This is a genomic window from Anaerobacillus alkalilacustris (genome assembly GCF_001866005.1).
GTDB lineage: Bacteria > Bacillota > Bacilli > Bacillales > Anaerobacillaceae > Anaerobacillus > Anaerobacillus alkalilacustris.
In genome coordinates this window covers 1-19,482 of sequence record NZ_MLQR01000031.1, presented here as the reverse complement: position 1 = coordinate 19,482, position 19,482 = coordinate 1, and the positions used below count along the sequence as shown (strand labels likewise).

Genomic DNA, 19,482 nt, shown 5'->3' with positions numbered 1-19,482 from the left:
TTTGCTGTTTTTTACAAGGCAGAAAGTATAAAGCTGTACAATTAAACGAGGAGGGAAATAATGAATACTCTGAGAGTAGTATTTTTCTCGCTTACTAAAATTATTATCGTCATTTTAATGACTGCTTGCTCACTGAATGAAAGCAAAACGTTTGTTGAATTAACAAATACACCAATTTCAGATAGGTCCGTAAGTGCAGGTAGTCTCGAAGAAGAGCCAATAAGGTTTGGTATAGTATCTATTATGTCTATCAGAGAAACACATCGCTTATATTATAAATTCAAGAAATACTTAGAGGAACAATTAGGTCGACCTATTGAAATCATACAAAAGCAAACGTACTCAGAGATGAAAGAACTTTTTGAAAGAAATGAAATTGATGCAGGTATTGTCTGTTCTTATTTAGCTGTTATTGGTAGTCGGGATGAGATTTTAGAAAAGATTGCCATGCCAGTAATAAATGGTGAAAAAAAGTTTACTTCCTATATCATTACTCAAAAAAATAGTGAAATAAACTCTCTAGAGGACCTTTACAATAAAAGCTTTGCTTTTTCCGACCCCCTGTCATATTCCGGATACCTTGTAACAAAATACGACATTATGAAAGGTGCGAATGATTTTAATACTTACTTTTCAAACACTTATTTCACTTATAGTCATGATAATACCATAATTGCAGTAGCAAATGGTTTGGTAGATGCAGGAGCAACACATAGTTCAATATTTGAAAAGTTAAAGAGGGGAAATAACCCAATCGTTGATAATCTAATCATTATTGGCGAAGGTGAACATGTTGGCCAATCACCAATCGTGGTTAATCCCAATATCGATAATGAATTAATAAAACAGTTAACAGATGTTGTACTAAACATGCACCTAAATGAAAAAGGGAAAGTTGCTTTAAATAAATTAAGCTATGATTATTTTGATTTACCTGAAAAAGAATTATATGAGCCGATTACTCAAATCCTCGAAGAAATTGAGAACTTAAAATGAAGAAAACAGTACAATTTATTATTACTAGTTTAAAAAATAAAAGTGTAAAAACAAAAATTCTTGGTATTACGATTGGGTTAGTTATATTAATGGGATTGACAAGTACAATCATACTTAGGGAAATTTTGGTTGTGAAACTTAGCGAAGACCTTGATCGCCGAGCTATTTCTATAGCTAGTGATGTTAGTTCCAGAAGTATTGATCATATAATTTTAAGAGATATTTATAGTTTTCATACTTTATTACAAGATACAATGAGCAATAATCCAGACATCGAATATATCTTTATTGTCGATCAAAATTTTGAGATGATCATCCATACTTTTGGTTCTAATTTTGAAGTGTCTGACGAACTCTTAAATGTAAATATGATAGATACAAATGGTGATATTACAAATACGCAGTTAGTTGTATTTGAATCAGAAACGGGAAAAATTCACGATGTGATTGCTCCTATTTTTTCTGGCGATGCTGGGTTTGTAAGAGTAGGATTAAATGAAAAACAAATTTACAACACCATTGACGAAATTACATTTTTGCTTGTTATGGCTACCATTATTATTGGAGGGCTTGGATTTGTTATTGCATTCATATTAACGAAATATATGTATCGTGATTTAACACAACTAATGCATACAACACAACAAGTAGGAAAAGGAAATTTGGATTGTAAAGTAGATATAGAATGTAAAGATGAAATAGGGATGCTTGCTAAAGAAATTAATACAATGATCGAACGTTTAAATGATAAAAATGAAGAAAATAATCGTTTTACAAAAGTATTAAAAATGAGAAATAATGAACTTTCCTTACTACACCAACTTGCTGTTGGATCGACGGATATTGCCCATTTTGAAAAACTTCTAGAGAGTACAGCAGAACGTTTAATTGAGGAGCTTGGATTAAATAGTTGTTTCATTGAAATCTTACTTGGCGGGGAAAGTCTTTCTACGTATAAAGGTAGTAAATGGTGTACAAATTGTACTAGTTTTGAAGAAAAACTAGTCTTAGATTCTAAGCATTTCTTCATTCCTTTTAAAACAAAGGGGAAAAAAATTGGTCAGATTTTAGGCTGTTTTGAAAATGATCCAGATGATACAACAGTAAAATTTTTGACCTCTTTTGCTAGGCAGCTTACTGTCATTGCTGAAAATGCTGAACTTTGGAAGGAAATAAAATATAAAGAAGAACTGCGATTGAAGCTTTTGGATCGAGTACTTACTGCTCAAGAGGAGGAAAGAAAACGGATTGCTCGTGAATTACATGATGAAACGAGTCAATCGATAACTTCTATTATAGTTGGATTAACTCTTTTGGAGGAGTATGATATACCATCTTCGATGCAACAAGAGATTATTGACCTTAAAGAGGTTTCCCAACGAACACTCGATGAAGTTCATTATCTTTCATGGTCATTAAGGCCGAGTGTTCTTGATGACTTAGGATTAATGCCAGCGATTAAAAAGTACGTCATTGAATATATGAAAAAATTCACAATTGATGTTGACATTCAAGTAATTGGATTTAAACAAGTGCGACTTTCTTCTATATATGAAGTTACGATATATCGTGTTATTCAAGAAGCGTTAACAAATGCAGCCCGACATGCAAATTCTGATAATATTAGTATTATTTTAAAGCATGTAAATGGAGTAGTTTCAGTTATCATTGAAGATGATGGAGAAGGATTTGACGTAAATAAAACCTTAAATGGTAAATTAACAAAGAATCATTTAGGACTCAAAGGAATGCAGGAAAGAATAGAGTCAATAGGTGGGAAACTAGTGATTGAATCGAACACTGGTATAGGCACTACAGTATACATGAAAGATATCATGATTGGAGATGAAACGGGTGGCGAAGCCGAAAATAATGCTAGTTGATGATCATGGGGTTTTATTATCTGGGATAGAGCTATTACTGTCAAAGATAAACGAGTGGGAGATAATAGGTACTGTTTCAAGTGGTGAAGAAGCTGTAGAAAAGGTCTTCGTTTGGAACCCAGATTTGATACTGATGGATATTTCGATGCCTGGAATTGGTGGAATAGAAGCAACAAAACAAATTAAATTATCACACCCAAAAGTGAAAATATTAATGTTAACCATGTATTCTGAAGAGGATTATTTTAAGAAAGCTTTAAAGGCCGGTGCTTCTGGCTATGTACTGAAAAAAGCAGTTGATACAGAATTGATTTCTGCTGTAAGAACTGTACTTCAAGGAGAAACTTACATTTATCCTACTTTATCAAGCTTTCTATTAAAGGGTTTTTTTGGGGAGCAGAATGAAGATCATTCAAAGAAATCTCCTTTAAGTAAGAGAGAAAAACAAGTATTAAAGTACGTTGCTTTAGGATTTACGTATCAAGAAATAGCTGATCAATTATATGTTAGTGTCAAAACTGTTGAAACACATAAAGCCAGGATATCGGAAAAATTAAATTTAAAGAAACGATCAGAACTGGTCCGCTATGCAGTAGCGCAAGGTCTAATTTCTATTCATGATTAAAAGTCAGGGGACTTCTCCTGACTTTTAATCTTTTTTATTTATTAAGAGTTATCGCTTTGAAATGTCTGTAGGGGAAAACCCCGATTGTTGTAGGGTATAAGTAGAGGTTTTGTTAAAATCATTCAGGGATTAGACTAAGTAAAAAGGTGGCTTTCACTGATAACAGATTATGTAATAATATGTGAAAATATGAACAAGGACTTACTAAGAAAAACAGTAGGTCAATAATTTTCAATCATTTAATTCATTAAAGGGAGGGGAAGGAATGAAGAAATTACGGTTATTGGTTATATCAATTGTTTTATTATTTTTGGTAGCAATTGCTACAGGCTGTCAAACCAATACATCTGTTGGTGGTCAACCGGTACAACCGACATTTCCTACAGAGCCAAGCGAAGAAGTAGTAGACCTTATAACCTATGGTTCTTATTATGATAAGTTTGTTGGACCTGAAAGATGCATGGATTGCCATGAAGAAAAATACGAAAAATGGGAAACTTCTTGGCACACAGCTAAAACGACGGAAGGGCCAAATCTTGGGTCTTACGAGTATGTTTGGGATTGGGTTTTTGATCAGTGGGAACAAATGGATTCATATTTAATTCTTGACCAAAAAGACAGCAATACCATTTATTTAAGCACAAAGAAATATGAATTAGCTGAAGTTGATTATGTAGTAGGTAGTGTTAGAAAGCAACGATATATGGTTTATTACGATGGATCACCGCAAGAAGCTTACTTAGCAACTACTGAAGATGGTGGAATTAGTTGGAATTTGGATAAGTCCGAAAAGGTTCATTTTGAAGGTAATAAAGAACGGGCTGGATATAATTTCTTATTTCTAGAATTAACTCCGAAACAAGAAATTAAAACTTACGGAACATGGCGTTCATGGCAAGAACAGTGTATCGCTTGTCATACTACTGGATTCGATCCAGATGCTTGGGAAGAAGCAAAAGAGGAATATATTAACGGAGAACGCGAGGATTTAAGAGAAACTTTTACTGTAGATACACGTGTAAGTTGCGAATCCTGTCACGGCCCAGGCTTAGAGCACGTATATTATCCGTTACGTGAAGGTACAATCATTAACCCAGTAACAATGGATGGTGATGTTGATACGCGTAAACTTGTCTGTGAACAATGTCATACACGAAACCAAACAAATCTTATGTATGGAAATGGTTCAAATGATTTCCGTGGATTCCAGTTAGGTGTTCATGATTTTAATGACTATTTGAATATTATTCAATATACGCGGCCAGCATGGGGTGAGGGTAATCGTCAAGTTTCTATTGATGGTAAAGGTCGCCGTGACCACCAACAAGACATGGACATTCGCCTGCAAGATCATATTAAAGGTGGAGAAACGATCCACGGATCTATGACTTGTTTTGATTGTCATGATGCTCATAATGTAGGAAATAACCCAGATAACTTACGAACTTTTGGTGATACACCTATAGCTAATTGTCTCACATGTCATGGACTAGAGTCTGAAGAAATGATGAAAGCTCTAGATGGTAGAACTGGTTGGGATAGTTACGGATTCGGAAACTGGAAAAATGAAGGTGGCCGTGTGCCAAACAAACAGCACATCTTTAATATTGACGAGGAAGGCAGAAGTTTTGGGTTGTCCCCAGATCAATATATTTGGGCACTAAAGCTTGATGGTGATGCTTCACTAAAAGAGGATTGGCTACCAATTTGGCCATGGGAAAAAGATCTATATAGAGAGAAAGGTCAAAGAGTATCTGTTGGGGCTGAACCTTGGAATCAGTAGCTTTATATATTGATTAACACAATAGGGTACTAATCATATTTAGTACCCTATTAAAATAAAAGTTTTGTTGTTATAAGAAAAATAAAAAGGAGGGGAAACGATGAAAACAAAGGTTTCACGTCGCGCTTTTTTAAAGAAGACTGCAACCTTATGTTCTGGGGCAGCAATACTTTCAAGTGGGTTATTATCACTTACTAGTTTAGTAACAGCATCTAATGGAAATACCGTAAAAGTTAAATTTGGTATGATCATTGACAATACGAAATGTATTGGCTGTGGTCTATGTCAGGAAGCTTGTGCTACTAGACATGAGCTGCCAGAAGGTGAGTATTTTATTAAACTCTATAAGGAATACGAACGAGGAACGTATCCTAATATCATTGTAGAGAATATTACTACACAATGCAATCATTGTGAGAATGCCCCATGTGCTAGAATCTGTCCGACTGGAGCAACATATTTAAATGATCAGGGTATCATGGTTATGAATGCTAAGAAGTGCATTGGCTGTAAAGGGTGTATCACTGCTTGTCCTTATAACGCAAGAATTTGGAGTGAAAAGTTCGGAACTCCTGAAAAATGTAATTTCTGTGATGGGTTCGTACAGGCTGGTAAGGATCCGGCGTGCGTAACAGCATGTCCTCGAGAGGCACGTATTTTTGGAGATTTAAATGACGTAAATAGTCAGATTAGTAAAAATATTATTGAACGTCGACTTGAGCCATTAAAGCCTGAACTTGGAACGAAACCGAAAATTTATTATGTGAGACATAAGTAAAGGAGGAACGAAAGATGACTGAAATTGTTCAACAAAAGTCAGAACTACCTAAAAGTCCTAAAAGTAGTACTCCTTTACTAGTGATTACGGGTGTTTTACTTGCTTTATTTATTTATGGTGCGATAGTAACGCTCGCTAAAGGTCATCATGCATGGGGTACAACCGAGGAAGTATTATGGGGATTATTAATCTCTGCGTATGTATACTTTGCTGTTGGATGTACAGGGTTATGTCTCTTATCAACATTAGGACACCGAGTATGGATCCTCCGTCTTGTTTTTGGAGACACAAAGTTTACAAACACAAAAGAATTTGAAGATATGGGAATAAAGCCGATCATTTTGGCTATTACATTTTTGTCTACAGCCTTTCTTGTTCTTGCACTAGAGCTTAAGTATCCTCTTAACTTGGCAATTTATGCCGTATTATCACCGAATTTCCAATCAGCGTTTATTTGGATGGGTTACTTATATGGAATTTACTTAGTGTTTTTAATCGCTGAAGTTTTTTTTCATATGAGAAATAAAGAAAAGATAGTAAAAGTATTCGCAGTACTAGCAATTACTACTGGATTAGCTGCAACTAGTAATTTAGGCGCAGTTTTCGGTACGATGCCAGGGAGAGCTTTCTGGACTTCACCTTATTTACCTATATTGTTTATATTTACGGCATTATTAACTGGGGCAGCCGCATTACTCATATTGTTTTATTTCACAAGTGAGAGAACTAGAGAACAGCTCGTTCCGTATTTAAGTAAATTATTAGTATTGTTTATAATCGTTGTTCTTATTTTAACTATTTGGAATATACTCAGTGGTTTGATTGGGCAATCTCCTGAAAGATACGAAGCTACAATGTATTTGCTAACAGGTAGTTTAAGTATAAGTTTTTGGGTGTTTGAACTTGGATTTGGTCTTCTACTACCATTGTTGATTGTACTAACAGTAAAAGATCCTCGGAGTTTAATGGCTGCCGGTGTAATGGTATTAGTTGGAATGGCATTTGCACGTCATAATCTCATAACGGCAGGGCAAATCGTATCGCTAAAACCAGAAGTAAACGCTCCCGTTACGTTGTTAAGCTACACACCAACATTCGTTGAGTATAGTATGGTGATCGGTGCTCTTAGTATGATATTTATAGGGTATTTCTTAGGAATAAAGTTAGTAAATAAATATCACAAAGCTCATTGATTTAATATTAAAAATATATTTATACGATAAAAGGTGAATTCAAAGCTCGTAAAACCAAGGCTTTGAATTCACTTTTTAGTAGGTGAAGATATATGATATTTTGAAGCTTGGCTGATGCTAGTTGATATGGGTATTTTAAGTAGCTTTTTCTAAAAAGTAATTTTATGACCTTCTAATGTAATATTTTTCAAAATTTTTAGTTTGTTATTTCGTTTGGATTTGATATAGTATTTCTCATAAGGGTAAGTTAATTCTTCTGGTAAATCATTGGCTTTTATTTCTGCTTTCACTTGTGTAAGCAGTGATTGAAATTCAATTTCCACATCATCCTCTAACTTTTTGCCTCGCTCTATATAGTTGAACAATAGTGGTAGCGTTATTTCTCCTTTTTCTTTCTTATTATGATACTCTACATAGGCTTCATCAATTAATGAATTCAATTGTAATATCGCTCTTCTTTCAATATCCTCAAATTTAGGTAGATACTTTTCTTCTAGAAATTCTGGCGAGATAGCAGATGCTGAATGACTAAATAGTGTAGTAAAAAGAATAGTTAATAATAAGTATTTTTTCACTTTATCACCTTCATAATTAGTAAAAATTTTTGTGCAAGTAAAAGCTCAACTCATAGTTTTATCCAAAAATTGCTTTAATATTTTATGAATTTTATTATACAGATTTACGTGACTATGTTACTATATCTAGTTGAATTGGTGCGTTTTTAACTAGATATAGCATGTTATCGCTGGATTAATGAAATTATTAGGTACACTAATTAATATGATAAATAATTACACTTTTCGACATTGATAAATGAGTGGTAGACTTACTATGCCGATAAAAGCGAAATACTCTATATTTTATGTTGAGAGGTTTTCTTCTCAAGGGGGAATTTTTTTGAGTAAGGATTTGATTGATACATTTAAACGTAGTACATCGACAAATCTTGTCTATGAACTTAAGCGCGAGCTAACAAAATTAAATATAAATAGTCCAATGGTAGAAGAAATATTAGGTGAGTTATCTGATCTTAGCTATGCCCACGATCAATCAACCATTGTTGCAACAACAGATAAAAACGGTACAATTTTAAGTGTTAATGATACATTTTGCAAAATTTCTAAATATTCGAGAGAAGAATTAATTGGGAAAAATCACAGGATATTAAAATCTAACCATCACGCAGATGATTTTTATGCGGATATGTGGAAAACAATTACTAGTGGGAATGTTTGGCATGGTGAAGTGAAAAATCGGGCAAAGGATGGAACCTTCTATTGGGTGAAAACTTCCATTTTTCCTTATTTTCGTGAGAATGGAGTTCCATATAAATTCGTATCAATTAGAACTGATATAACAGAAGGAAAGCTTTATGAAGAACAAGTACGAAGATTACTAAAAAATGATTTCTTTCAAGTGGTGGGAAATTTAGATAACTTTGTATTTAGGTTAAAAAAAATAAATAAAGATTACGTTTTTACTTTAATTGCTGGAAAACTAGCAGAAGAACTAGGACTATACAAAAATAATGTTATTCATTCTTCTATTTCGAAAGTTTTACCGCAAGTAATTTTAGATAAATTTTTATACTATGTAGAAAAAACTTTTACAGGGAAGAAAAGTAAGTTTGAATTAAAAAATAATAATAAGCATTTGTATATAACACTTTCGCCATTTTATCGAGAGAATGAAATACAAGAAATAGTTGGATCGGTAAATGATATTACAGAATTAAAAAATTCTGAATTAACGGTTCAACATATGGCTTATCATGACACACTCACTAATTTACCGAACAGAAGAATGTTGGATCTTAATTTAACTCAACATATACAAACGGCTAGGGAAACTAATAAAAATGTTGGAGTAATGTATATTGATTTAGATCATTTCAAACATATAAATGATTCGTTAGGTTACCAGGTAGGGGATTATGTATTAATTTTGGCAGCACATCGTTTAAAAAAAGTAGAGTTAACCAATTATATTGGTGATTATATGCTTTATCATCTCGGTGGCGATGAGTTTTTATTAGTCATTTATGACTTTAAAGAAGATGATGTAGTTAAAGCATGCCAATACTTATTAAAAAAATTTGAAAGTCCATTTTTATATAAACAAGCTGATATACACCTAACAATAAGTATAGGTATCAGCGCTTACCCATCATCTGGGGATACCTCTGAAGACCTAGTGAAAAACGCAGATATTGCATTGTACAATGCTAAAGAAAAGGGTAAAAATACGTATATGTTCTACACCGATGAGATGAATAAGAAGTTAGTCAAAAAATTACAAATAGAAAATGAATTAAGGAAAGCATTAACAACAAACAAGCAGTTAATGCTGCACTATCAACCACAGGTTGACTTAAAAACGAATAAAATTGTTGGTGTAGAGGCACTTATTCGCTGGCTTCATCCAGAAAAAGGCTATATCCCACCTTTAGAATTTATACAAGTTGCTGAAGAAACTGGTTTAATTATCCCCTTAGGAGAATGGGTGTTAAAAGAAGCGGTTACTGAAATTAAAAAGTGGCAACAGCTTGGTTTTGATAATATAAGAGTGGGTGTTAATATTTCGAATAAACAATTCCAACATCCTAGTTTTATAAACGATTTATCAAAATTGTTGGAAAAAACTAGGGTCAACCCGAGTTTATTAGAGCTAGAAATAACAGAGAATAGTTTATTAGAAAATACTAAAGCAACGGTTGAGACATTAACCCAATTAAAAGAATTAGGAATTCAAATTGCTATCGACGATTTTGGTACAGGATATTCTTCGTTAAGTTATTTGCAAACATTTCCGATAACTACTTTAAAGATTGATCAAACTTTTGTTTATCATTTACCTGACAATAAGGGTGATCGAGCAATTGTATCTTCAATAATAAATTTGGCACATAATTTAGGTTTACGAGTGATCGCTGAAGGGGTAGAAAATAAAGAAGCACTGTGTTATTTACAAGAAGAACAATGTAATGAAATGCAAGGCTACTACTTTAGTCGACCAGTTTCTTCTGAAGAAATAATTTCCCTTTTAAAAAATGAATGATTTATCATAACAGTCAGGATCACCCATATAAACTCTACGAATTGAATTTATTTAATAGAGAAAAATGAATTTATTCATTCATTTTTCTCGCCGTTAAGATATTATTTTGGGTCTGTTTGCTTAATTAGAACACTCATTCAATAAGGATATTTAAATACGGAGAATATTAATAGAACAATTAATATTCATTTTTAGGAAAAAAACACTTGAAATGTTTCATAGATTCTTGTTAAGATAAATAAGTCGATTTTCGAATTTCTTAATTGTTGTGAAGTGAAAATAATTAGTATACGTAGAATGTTGACAAATAACTTGCTTCTTGGTATAGTAACTTAGTAAATTAAATATTGGAACCAATGCAAGAAGAAGCGCCCGCTTCTCACCTGACTGACTAATGAAGTTTGTAGGTTACTAAAATGTTTAAGTAATGAACAGTATAGGTGTGGGCGCAATATGTGCTCACACCTTTTTTATGCTCCAACTTTTAACTTTGTTAAAAGATTAGAGTATAGGAAGTATAAGACGCATACTTAGAGTTTGCGAATGATTAAGTTGTTCTAGTACATTGAATAATCAAGTAAGTAGGGCATTCAATTTATGCATGGATCCTTGGTATATCGTTTTGAAAAAAGTAAAACGATATACATAGTAAACTAAGGTTACAGTTGCTTTAATAAGCAATGTTTTTCTAAAAACCATGGAGGTGGCTAGTTATTAGTAAAGACATGATGGTCAATGAGGGCATCCGTGCCCGAGAAGTTCGTCTCATTGGGGCTAACGGAGATCAAATTGGTGTGAAATCAAGACAAGAAGCTCTTGAAATGGCTCAAAATGCAAACCTTGACTTAGTTATGGTTGCACCAAATGCTAAACCGCCGGTATGCCGAATTATGGACTACGGTAAGTTTAGGTATGAGCAACAAAAGAAAGACAAGGAAGCTCGTAAAAATCAAAAAATTATCACAACGAAAGAGGTTCGCCTGAGCCCGACGATTGAGTTAAATGATTTTAATACGAAGCTTCGTAATGCCCGCAAGTTCCTTGAGAAAGGAGATAAAGTAAAAGCTGCGATCCGTTTTCGCGGACGTGCGATTACTCATTCTCAAATCGGAAGAGATGTGTTAATGCGTCTTGCCAAAGAATGTGAAGACATTTCAACGGTGGAGTCGGCGCCAAAAATGGAAGGCCGAAGCATGTTCTTAATTTTAGCTCCAAAAGCTGAAAAATAGTTGATAAAACTATCAAGAACATAAGAATCTTTTAATAGTAGTAATCAATAAGGGAGGATTTACTTATGCCTAAAATGAAAACTCATAAGGGTGCAGCAAAGCGTTTTAAGAAAACAGGTTCTGGCAAGCTTAAGCGTGCGCATGCATACACAAGTCACTTATTCGCTAACAAGTCAACAAAAGCAAAACGTAAGCTTCGTAAAGCTGCAATGGTTCATAGTGGAGATTTCAAACGTATCCGTGAAATGTTAACGTACAAAAAATAATTATTATTTTCAACATTGTTGAAGATTTGAGGAGGGAAACACGATGCCAAGAGTAAAAGGCGGTTATGTCGCTCGTCGTCGTCGTAAGAAAGTATTAAAGTTAGCTAAAGGTTATCATGGTTCAAAACATAGATTGTTTAAAACTGCGCAAGTCCAAGTAATGAAATCATTACTTTATGCTTACCGTGATCGTCGCCAAAAGAAGCGTGACTTCCGTAAGCTTTGGATTACTCGTATTAACGCTGCTGCACGTATGAATGGTCTTTCATATAGCCGTTTAATGCATGGTTTAAAAGTAGCAGGTATTGAAGTAAACCGTAAAATGCTTGCTGATTTAGCGGTTAACGATGAGAATGCATTTGCTGAATTAGCAGCAAAAGCAAAATCTAGCTTAAACTAATATTAAAATTAAAAAGCCACTCTCATGAACGAGGGTGGCTTTTTAACACATTATGTAGTTGAGTTTAGGCCTAATGTTAAGAAAGTAGGGAAAAGTTGTGACAAGTACAACCATCGTCGCATATGCTTTTTTTATCAATATTGTATCATTTATCTATATGTTTGTAGATAAACAAAAAGCAATAAAAGGTCAGTGGAGAATTTCTGAGAGAAAATTTTTCTTACTAGCGATAATCGGAGGTAGTGTCGGTATCATGCTAGGTATGAGAACTTTTCGTCATAAAACAAAGCACAATTCTTTTAGAATAGGGATGCCGGTTATAATGATTATACAAATTGTCCTAATGAGTTATCATTATTTGTAATCGGAATTCATATTTTTAATAGAGAGGAGGAAGACGATGATTGAACATCTATCAGAAGCTATCCCCATCTATATTGAGCAGAGTGGATTTTTAGCGCCATTATTATTTGTTTTATTTCATCTTATCCGTCCACTTTTGTTATTACCTGTTATCTTTGTTTGTATGGTTGGTGGGTATTTATTTGGTGTCATTTACGGGTCGATCTTTTCAATGATAGGATTAACACTTATGTGTATCATTTTTTATTTTATCACAATGAAGTTTCCGAATCTGTTATCCAAATTTGCGAAGTTAAATAAAAAAATGATGAAAAATGGTCCAATGACGATGAATCAAATCATGGTGTTAAGGATGGTTCCTTTTGTACATTTTCACCTATTATCGCTCTATGTTATGGAGCAAACAAATAGTTTTAAAGAATATACGAAATATTCGTTTCTAGGTATCGTTCTACCATCAATTATTTTTACTAGTTTTGGGCAAATGATTGTGGATCTTCCGCTTTTTTATTCAATCGCTCTTTTAGTCTTTTTAACAGCTATCTTTTTTGGTTTTCGTAAAAAGAATTTAGACAAACAGACAAACGTTGAATGGAAGAAATTTTTTAAAACAAGCTGAAAAAACAACCGTCCAATAATATAATTGGATGGTTGTTTTTTCAGCTTGTTTACTTAAACTTTTGTCTTTGCGGTTGCATGCGCTTTTTGTTAGCGTAAAAGTAATTCTTTTATTGGGCTCTTCCAAATTACTTTCGAGTTGGGATATATGATGCTAATTTCTTTCTCGATAAAATGAAAATCTTCCTTATTTAAACCTTGTAGGTTATTGTTATTCTTTGCCCAAACTTGTATAGTGACAACCTCAAAGGCATTTTCAGTTGTCCCTAAATATTTTTCTCCCTCAAATAAAACACCACGGTAAGTCAAAAGAAAATTTTTTCTGACATTTGATTTTTCGTCTAGTAAATAAAACAATTTTTTATTATGGGCTAACTCTAACTTTCGTTTAGGATTTATAAAATATTTGATAGCACAATATGCTAAAATAAAAACGGCTATTAATACCAAAAATCGAAATAAAAAAACAGCCATCGACATCACTCCTAGTTAAAATCATTTAATAGTATATGCGCATAATCAGATATCATCTCATTTACATACGTTTAAAAAAAGAAAAGGTTTCAAAAAATAACAAAAGGACGTGAATATATTGGATTTAATAAAAATGTTCCAGTTGCAGAAAGAATTAGACAACCGAATTAGAGAAGAACACAATGTTCTTGGTAAGAACTTAATTGCTGAAAAAGTATTAGCTTTTCAAGTAGAACTTGGTGAATTAGCAAATGAAACACGTTGTTTCAAGTATTGGAGTTTAAAACAACCAAGTTCACAAGAAGTTATTTTAGAGGAGTATGTAGATGGATTTCATTTTTTATTATCGATAGGAATAGATATCTCAATATCAATAAAAAAACTTAATGTTGATACGCCCAAAATTAATTCAACTTTAACAAACCAGTTTGCAACTCTATATTCTCTTAGTAGTCAGTTTGAAAAAACGAAAGATGAAAGTGATTTTATTGTATTATTTCAGCGATATTTAGTTTTAGGAAAATTATTAGGTTTTACAGATAGTGATATAGAAACAGCATATAGAGGGAAAAATGAAGTGAATCATCAACGACAGAACGATGGCTATTAATTGAGTATTATTTCGAGTATCGGTATAATTAAATGGGAGATATTATATTTTAAGGAGGCATTTACATATGGATGATACGTTAAAGATGTTAAAGGCACTGACAGATGCAAACGGAATTCCAGGGGATGAACGCGAGCCACGAGAGGTTATGAGAAAATTTATTGAACCTTATGCTGATGAAGTGACTCAAGATCACCTAGGAAGTCTAATAGCAAAAAAAACAGGTGCTGTTGAAGGTCCAAAAATAATGGTGGCAGGGCATTTAGATGAAATTGGCTTTATGGTTAAAAGCATCGATGATAAAGGATTTTTACGCTTTCAAACAGTAGGTGGCTGGTGGGGGCAAGTTATGTTAGCACAACGTGTTACTGTTATGACACGCAAAGGTAATGTGCCAGGTGTTATCGGCTCTAAACCACCGCATATTCTTCCACCCGAGGCAAGAAAAAAACCTGTTGAGATTAAGGATATGTTTATTGATATAGGTGCGTCAAGTAAAGAAGAGGCAATGGAATTTGGTGTTCTTCCCGGTGACTCAATAGTACCTGTTTGTGAATTTACGGTCTTAAAAAATGAAAAAATGCTTATGGCAAAAGCGTGGGACAATCGAATTGGTTGCGCAATTGCGATTGAAGTACTTCGCCAATTAAAGGATGTTGATCATCCTAATACAGTTTACGGTGTAGGGACAGTACAAGAAGAAGTAGGACTTAGAGGGGCTCGAACATCGGCTCACTTTATCCAACCAGACATAGGTTTTGGTGTTGATGTAGGAATTGCAGGAGATACTCCTGGTGTAACAGAAAAAGAAGCATTGGCAAAAATGGGGAAAGGCCCTCAAATTATCATTTATGATGCTTCAATGATTTCTCATAAAGGACTTCGTGATTTTGTAACTGATACAGCTGATGAAGCTGGAATTCCATATCAATTTGATTCTGTTGCTGGTGGTGGAACAGATTCTGGCGCTATTCACTTGACAGCGACTGGGGTTCCGGCTCTATCTATTACTATTGCTACACGATACATTCATACACATGCAGCGATTCTTCATCGAGATGATTTTGAAAATGCTGTGAAATTAATTGTTGAAGTTATTAAAAAACTTGATAAAGATACAGTTGCAAAAATAACATTTGAATAAAAATTAAAGGAGGCTGATTTAATTCTAACGGGTTCAGTTTTGGGAGGGAAAACGTTAATTTATAGGTTAAATACATTACATTTAACATTCCAATTCCAAACGAATTAACAATACAATTAGCATACAAAAACGCACAGATACTGTATCTGTGCGTTTTTACTCATATTTTCTTTTCTTGTTAGCCTAAAGCCTCCTTACTTTAAGTGAAACTTTTCACAAGTTAAAAGATAATTTCTTGGCTAAAAAAATCAGTACTTATATTAGGACTGAATTCTCTTTTCGAGGCTATTAATTTTCGTATCGTGTTTCCCTGTTTTTTCACTTGAATAATCAACGTCATACTTAATACCGTCAACCTTTTTAGAGATTAAATAAAGGGTGTCTTTAACATCTTTCTGCTGACTTTTTTCTGTTTGACCAAGCCTTGATAATACTTCATCAAACTGAAGATCTACTTTATCAAAACGTTCTAAGATGATTTTGAGCAGATGTTCATTATCTGTTTTAATCACCTTTTACTTAGCAGACGTCATTTCAATTATTTTCTTATATATTGAAAAATACTCTGTTTCACCAATTTGATCACCTTCTAAAAAATCTTGGTTACCTTTCATACTAATAACAACTAGAAGATCATTAAATTTTTATAAGTAACAATGTCCCAAATTTCTTCATCATTTTGAAGTGAAATGATAGGCATATTGTTGGATTCTTCGATTAATTCAAATCCCTTATATTCGTTATTAAACATTTCTTTAATAATACTTCCAAACCATCAGAAGTTAGATTTTTGTCCAATCATAGTATTTTGGTTTAGAATAAAATATTTTACGCTTTACTATATTAATCAGTTTATAAAGGAGGCGTTATGTTAAATCTGCCTATTAATCTATGTGATATTTTAAAAGTAAATTGCATTCTTACAAATCAAGAAGGAATTCCTATAGACCCATTATCACCAGGTTCTATCAGCTGTAAAGAAATACCTCAAAAAAACGGCAGGAAAAATATCAATACGACGTTACCAAACGGTAAGCTCATAACTTTACAAAAAGTATTCGTTCAAAAAAGTGGATTTATTATCATTGAAATCACTGGACCTGGAACCACCTGCCGCAGCCAACCTCTTCCATTTAGTTTTATTGAATCTTTTATACTATGTGCGCCAGAAGGTACAGAACTTGAATGTAATATAACTGAATTTGATTGTATTGCACTGCTAAACTGTCAAAATGGACTTGTTACTTCAGTGGACCTATTCTTCACTATTTGCCAAGATGTAGAAATAGTTGCAGACACCGTAATTAGTATTCCAGCGAAATTGTGTACTCCGCGTCAAGAGATTAAAATCAACAGTTGTCCAATGCCTCTACCGAATCAATGTCCAGCGGTATTTCCTTCTTCTAATACCTCTGCAGGAACCCAAGGCAAAGTTAACTCTATTAAATTAACAAGTGATACGTTCGTTTCTACAAATCATACTTTTCAAAAGGAATTAGCCTGTGTATCTGTAAAAAAGGTATATGACTGGATTGTCCGCCCAAGCACATTTCAGTTAAATTTCAATATAAATGATTTAGTGCTTGATTGTGATATCCCACCTTGCGATGCGCATCTTTTTGTACATGCAGCCTATATATGTGAAGGAGATCTTCAAGGTAAAGTTCTTTGCGGAAATATACCTGTTCAGGGCGCCCAAGTGTCGTTTAGTGCAGAACCAAACATTGTTACATTCTCTCCTGATCCTACAGTAACGGATGCTAATGGAAATTTTGATACAATCGTCACTGTTCCTCCTGGGACCCCTCCAACACCAGTTACAATTACAGCTAATACTTTTGTTAGTGGTCTACCTATTACTACCTCACTTGATACGATTGTGGAGTGCCATGGTCCTTGTGTAATTGAATTATTCACTACAGATGTAATTGACTGTGACGGATTTGTTGAGGGAAGAGTTATGTGCGGTGGAAGACCAATTGAAGGTGCTGTAATTGAGGTAACTTCAGATTCTGAAGATGTCACTTTTGCTCATGATCAAATTACAACTGGTACTGATGGAAACTTCTTCGTAGGTGTTACTGTTGAACCTGGAACTCCTTTACAAACCATTACAATTACTGCTTCAACAATAGTTGAAGGACAGAACATTTTCACCTCCATTGATGCCCAAGTGGTTTGTTCTGAAGATGCTTGTGTCTTAACACTCGAAGTTCCAGCCAACATTAGTTGTGAAGCTACAATCACTGGTTCCATTTTCTGCGGTGGTGATCCTGTTAGTGGAGCTGATATCTCGTTTAGCAGCTTTCCAAATATAGTAACATTCAGTCCTAATCCTGTAGTATCCCTTGCGAATGGAACTTTCTCAACTACAGTGACAGTACCAGAGAATACTCCTTTTACATCGGTTCTTATTACGGCTACTACCACAGTTAATGGTCAAACCGTCTCGACCCATGTAGGCACGAATGTAGAATGTCCTGGTCCAGATGAATGTCCTTGTAAGTTCCGAATAGGTATTCAAGGCAATAGTGCCCCAACGACTGTTAATATTACCCAACAAGGTGTTCCTTCAACTTTAGCAGGAACGATTAATGTGACTGCAGTCCAATGTTTTATCACAGCACCTATGTGTAATCCTGCCGTTGATAACTTTAATATTACATTTGGATCTGGGGGTACAACAATTAATTTTATTCAAGGAAGAAGAATTCACATTGATTGTACGGCCAATACAGCTAGAGTACATGGAACCGCAATGGCCAGTGGAAATTTATTCAGCGGGATATTTGATGTAGAGATTATATTGACACTCTTGCCAGGGGATACTGGGACATGGCAAATCAATGCTAGTGATTTATTTGGTAACACATTTACCACTACCTTTACGGCAACTTTGAACCCATTAACTTTTGTTGGGGATTGCAACCAACAACCTTAACATTTGTGGCACTGTTGCTAACAGAATAAGTTTGTCTCTATATGTGGTGGTCATCTAATCATGAAGGATGCCGATAAGCGTGTTGATCCTGACAAACAAGGACAAAAAAAAGAACGAGTAAACTGTGTGCTTTTAAGCGCATGTAAGTGATCCAAATTGATTACGGTCTATTATATGCGCCAGGTATAAAAAACAGCCACCTCCAAAAAGGAAGTGGCTGTCTCGTTATTCAACTAAAGGGAGTTAAGTAACTTCAACAAATAGAAGGCATTATATCTTGGATCAACAACGAGATGTGCAGTACTTTCGATAAAGCCTCCGTTACTTCAATAAGCTAATCTACCCACTCGGTAATAACTGTAAATTAAAAAAGGTTAAGAATACTCCCTAACCTTTTATCCTTGTATTTATTTGTAGATGTTACCTCGGAAATCAATGTCTAACATGTATAATACTACTTTTTCAACTTCTACCTCAAGTTTCGCACCAAGAAATTGGCACTAAAGCCTTGATATAGTTGGGCAAGTGACTCACCCACTGTACTATTTGATTTTTTATTAAGTTTTGTACTGCTTTATTTGACTCCTTTGATACTTCTTCAAGAATGAGAAGAAGTTCACAAAGTGCTGTCGCCCAGTCTATATCTTGTAATTCGTCTGTTAAATCATAAAAGAGACCACCAAATGTACGTTGATCGTTACTACAACGTTGCTGCCAAGCGATTAGAATATACCTAGTAAATACAATCGTTGTATGGCTAATAAGCAAGTCATAGGATCTTCCTTGGAACTCGCTTTCAAGCTTTAATAGTGACTTTGCAGCTTTAAAAAAGGTTTCGATTTGCCAGCGACGGCGGTAAATTCGAATGATATCTTCCGCACTTAAAGTTAGGTCTGTACTCAAAATCGCTAACCACTCTTGCTTATAATGGCGATGCCTAATAAAGACGATCTTAACTGGAATGACGGTTCCCATCGTCTTATGGTTCATCTCCGTTTGAATCACTCGCAAGATGTCCTTATTTTTCTTTGATGAAGCAGGCGTTGCTAGCTTATAAAGATCCTTTAGAAGATAGCGCTTGTCATTGTGACGGAAGCTGTTATTATTTGCTTTCACCATACC

Annotated in this window: 20 protein-coding genes and 1 other annotated feature; of the genes, 15 read left to right on the top strand and 5 right to left on the bottom strand. The window is 34.2% G+C overall.

The window, feature by feature from the left end:
- Positions 1 to 60 precede the first annotated feature (60 nt).
- The 6 genes from BKP37_RS13075 (at position 61) to nrfD (ending at position 7,258) form a co-directional block, all read left to right on the top strand.
- Positions 61 to 996, top strand: a complete 936-nt coding sequence (locus tag BKP37_RS13075) for a substrate-binding domain-containing protein (RefSeq protein ID WP_071310055.1) — start codon at positions 61 to 63, stop codon at positions 994 to 996.
- Positions 993 to 2,879, top strand: a complete 1,887-nt coding sequence (locus BKP37_RS13070; protein ID WP_071310054.1) for a HAMP domain-containing sensor histidine kinase — start codon at positions 993 to 995, stop codon at positions 2,877 to 2,879. The genes BKP37_RS13075 and BKP37_RS13070 overlap by 4 nt, the downstream gene beginning before the upstream one ends.
- The gene (locus BKP37_RS13065) at positions 2,851 to 3,504 is read left to right on the top strand and encodes a response regulator (RefSeq protein WP_245712525.1); all 654 of its coding nucleotides are present in this window, start codon (positions 2,851 to 2,853) and stop codon (positions 3,502 to 3,504) included. Before BKP37_RS13070 ends, BKP37_RS13065 begins: the two co-directional genes overlap by 29 nt.
- A 265-nt stretch (positions 3,505 to 3,769) precedes the next feature.
- Complete coding sequence (locus tag BKP37_RS13060) at positions 3,770 to 5,287, top strand: multiheme c-type cytochrome (RefSeq protein ID WP_071310052.1); 1,518 nt, start codon at positions 3,770 to 3,772, stop codon at positions 5,285 to 5,287.
- Positions 5,288 to 5,387: 100 nt separating this feature from the next.
- Positions 5,388 to 6,065, top strand: a complete 678-nt coding sequence (locus tag BKP37_RS13055) for a 4Fe-4S dicluster domain-containing protein (protein ID WP_084034699.1) — start codon at positions 5,388 to 5,390, stop codon at positions 6,063 to 6,065.
- A 14-nt stretch (positions 6,066 to 6,079) separates the two neighbouring features.
- Entirely contained in the window at positions 6,080 to 7,258 is a 1,179-nt protein-coding gene (gene nrfD / locus BKP37_RS13050; protein ID WP_071310051.1) for an NrfD/PsrC family molybdoenzyme membrane anchor subunit, read from the top strand.
- Positions 7,259 to 7,407: 149 nt separating this feature from the next.
- On the opposite strand, the gene BKP37_RS13045 is transcribed toward nrfD, so the two are convergent.
- On the bottom strand, positions 7,408 to 7,833 hold the full coding sequence (locus BKP37_RS13045; protein WP_071310050.1) for a hypothetical protein: 426 nt from the start codon (positions 7,831 to 7,833) through the stop codon (positions 7,408 to 7,410).
- A 322-nt stretch (positions 7,834 to 8,155) separates the two neighbouring features.
- Here BKP37_RS13045 and BKP37_RS13040 point away from each other — a divergent pair, with 322 nt between their 5' ends.
- The 6 genes from BKP37_RS13040 to BKP37_RS13015 all read left to right on the top strand — a co-directional run bounded on the left by BKP37_RS13040 (position 8,156) and on the right by BKP37_RS13015 (position 13,192).
- Positions 8,156 to 10,315: a sensor domain-containing protein gene (locus BKP37_RS13040; RefSeq protein ID WP_169823142.1), complete on the top strand. Its 2,160-nt coding sequence runs from the start codon at positions 8,156 to 8,158 to the stop codon at positions 10,313 to 10,315.
- 354 nt (positions 10,316 to 10,669) lie between these two features.
- Positions 10,670 to 10,792, top strand: a sequence feature (ribosomal protein L20 leader region).
- Positions 10,793 to 11,040: 248 nt separating this feature from the next.
- Positions 11,041 to 11,544 (top strand): translation initiation factor IF-3, encoded by a 504-nt coding sequence (gene infC / locus BKP37_RS13035; RefSeq protein WP_071310049.1) that lies wholly within the window; start codon positions 11,041 to 11,043, stop codon positions 11,542 to 11,544.
- 65 nt (positions 11,545 to 11,609) lie between these two features.
- Entirely contained in the window at positions 11,610 to 11,810 is a 201-nt protein-coding gene (gene rpmI / locus BKP37_RS13030) for a 50S ribosomal protein L35 (RefSeq protein ID WP_071310048.1), read from the top strand.
- A gap of 43 nt (positions 11,811 to 11,853) precedes the next feature.
- Positions 11,854 to 12,210: a 50S ribosomal protein L20 gene (gene rplT, locus BKP37_RS13025; RefSeq protein WP_071310047.1), complete on the top strand. Its 357-nt coding sequence runs from the start codon at positions 11,854 to 11,856 to the stop codon at positions 12,208 to 12,210.
- Between the two features lie 97 nt (positions 12,211 to 12,307).
- Positions 12,308 to 12,574: a DUF1294 domain-containing protein gene (locus BKP37_RS13020; RefSeq protein WP_245712524.1), complete on the top strand. Its 267-nt coding sequence runs from the start codon at positions 12,308 to 12,310 to the stop codon at positions 12,572 to 12,574.
- A 36-nt stretch (positions 12,575 to 12,610) separates the two neighbouring features.
- Positions 12,611 to 13,192 (top strand): TVP38/TMEM64 family protein, encoded by a 582-nt coding sequence (locus tag BKP37_RS13015; RefSeq protein ID WP_071310046.1) that lies wholly within the window; start codon positions 12,611 to 12,613, stop codon positions 13,190 to 13,192.
- 89 nt (positions 13,193 to 13,281) lie between these two features.
- On the opposite strand, the gene BKP37_RS13010 is transcribed toward BKP37_RS13015, so the two are convergent.
- Positions 13,282 to 13,665, bottom strand: a complete 384-nt coding sequence (locus BKP37_RS13010; RefSeq protein ID WP_071310045.1) for a sigma-w pathway protein ysdB — start codon at positions 13,663 to 13,665, stop codon at positions 13,282 to 13,284.
- Positions 13,666 to 13,783: 118 nt separating this feature from the next.
- On the opposite strand from BKP37_RS13010, the gene BKP37_RS13005 reads away from it, so the two are divergent.
- Complete coding sequence (locus BKP37_RS13005; protein ID WP_071310044.1) at positions 13,784 to 14,275, top strand: dUTP diphosphatase; 492 nt, start codon at positions 13,784 to 13,786, stop codon at positions 14,273 to 14,275.
- Positions 14,276 to 14,342: 67 nt separating this feature from the next.
- On the top strand, positions 14,343 to 15,419 hold the full coding sequence (locus tag BKP37_RS13000) for a M42 family metallopeptidase (RefSeq protein WP_071310043.1): 1,077 nt from the start codon (positions 14,343 to 14,345) through the stop codon (positions 15,417 to 15,419).
- Positions 15,420 to 15,679: 260 nt separating this feature from the next.
- Here BKP37_RS13000 and BKP37_RS12995 read toward each other — a convergent pair whose 3' ends face one another.
- Both BKP37_RS12995 and BKP37_RS20790 read right to left on the bottom strand, forming a co-directional pair.
- Complete coding sequence (locus tag BKP37_RS12995) at positions 15,680 to 15,931, bottom strand: hypothetical protein (RefSeq protein WP_071310042.1); 252 nt, start codon at positions 15,929 to 15,931, stop codon at positions 15,680 to 15,682.
- 113 nt (positions 15,932 to 16,044) lie between these two features.
- Positions 16,045 to 16,170, bottom strand: a complete 126-nt coding sequence (locus tag BKP37_RS20790) for a hypothetical protein (protein WP_281243063.1) — start codon at positions 16,168 to 16,170, stop codon at positions 16,045 to 16,047.
- Positions 16,171 to 16,287: 117 nt separating this feature from the next.
- On the opposite strand from BKP37_RS20790, the gene BKP37_RS20545 reads away from it, so the two are divergent.
- A complete protein-coding gene (locus tag BKP37_RS20545; RefSeq protein WP_245712523.1) occupies positions 16,288 to 18,360 on the top strand; it encodes a BMQ_0737 family morphogenetic spore coat protein in 2,073 nt (690 codons plus the stop codon).
- Between the two features lie 474 nt (positions 18,361 to 18,834).
- Here BKP37_RS20545 and BKP37_RS12985 read toward each other — a convergent pair.
- Positions 18,835 to 19,482, bottom strand: a 648-nt coding sequence (locus BKP37_RS12985; protein ID WP_139193130.1) for a transposase, incomplete at its 5' end; no start/stop codon positions are given.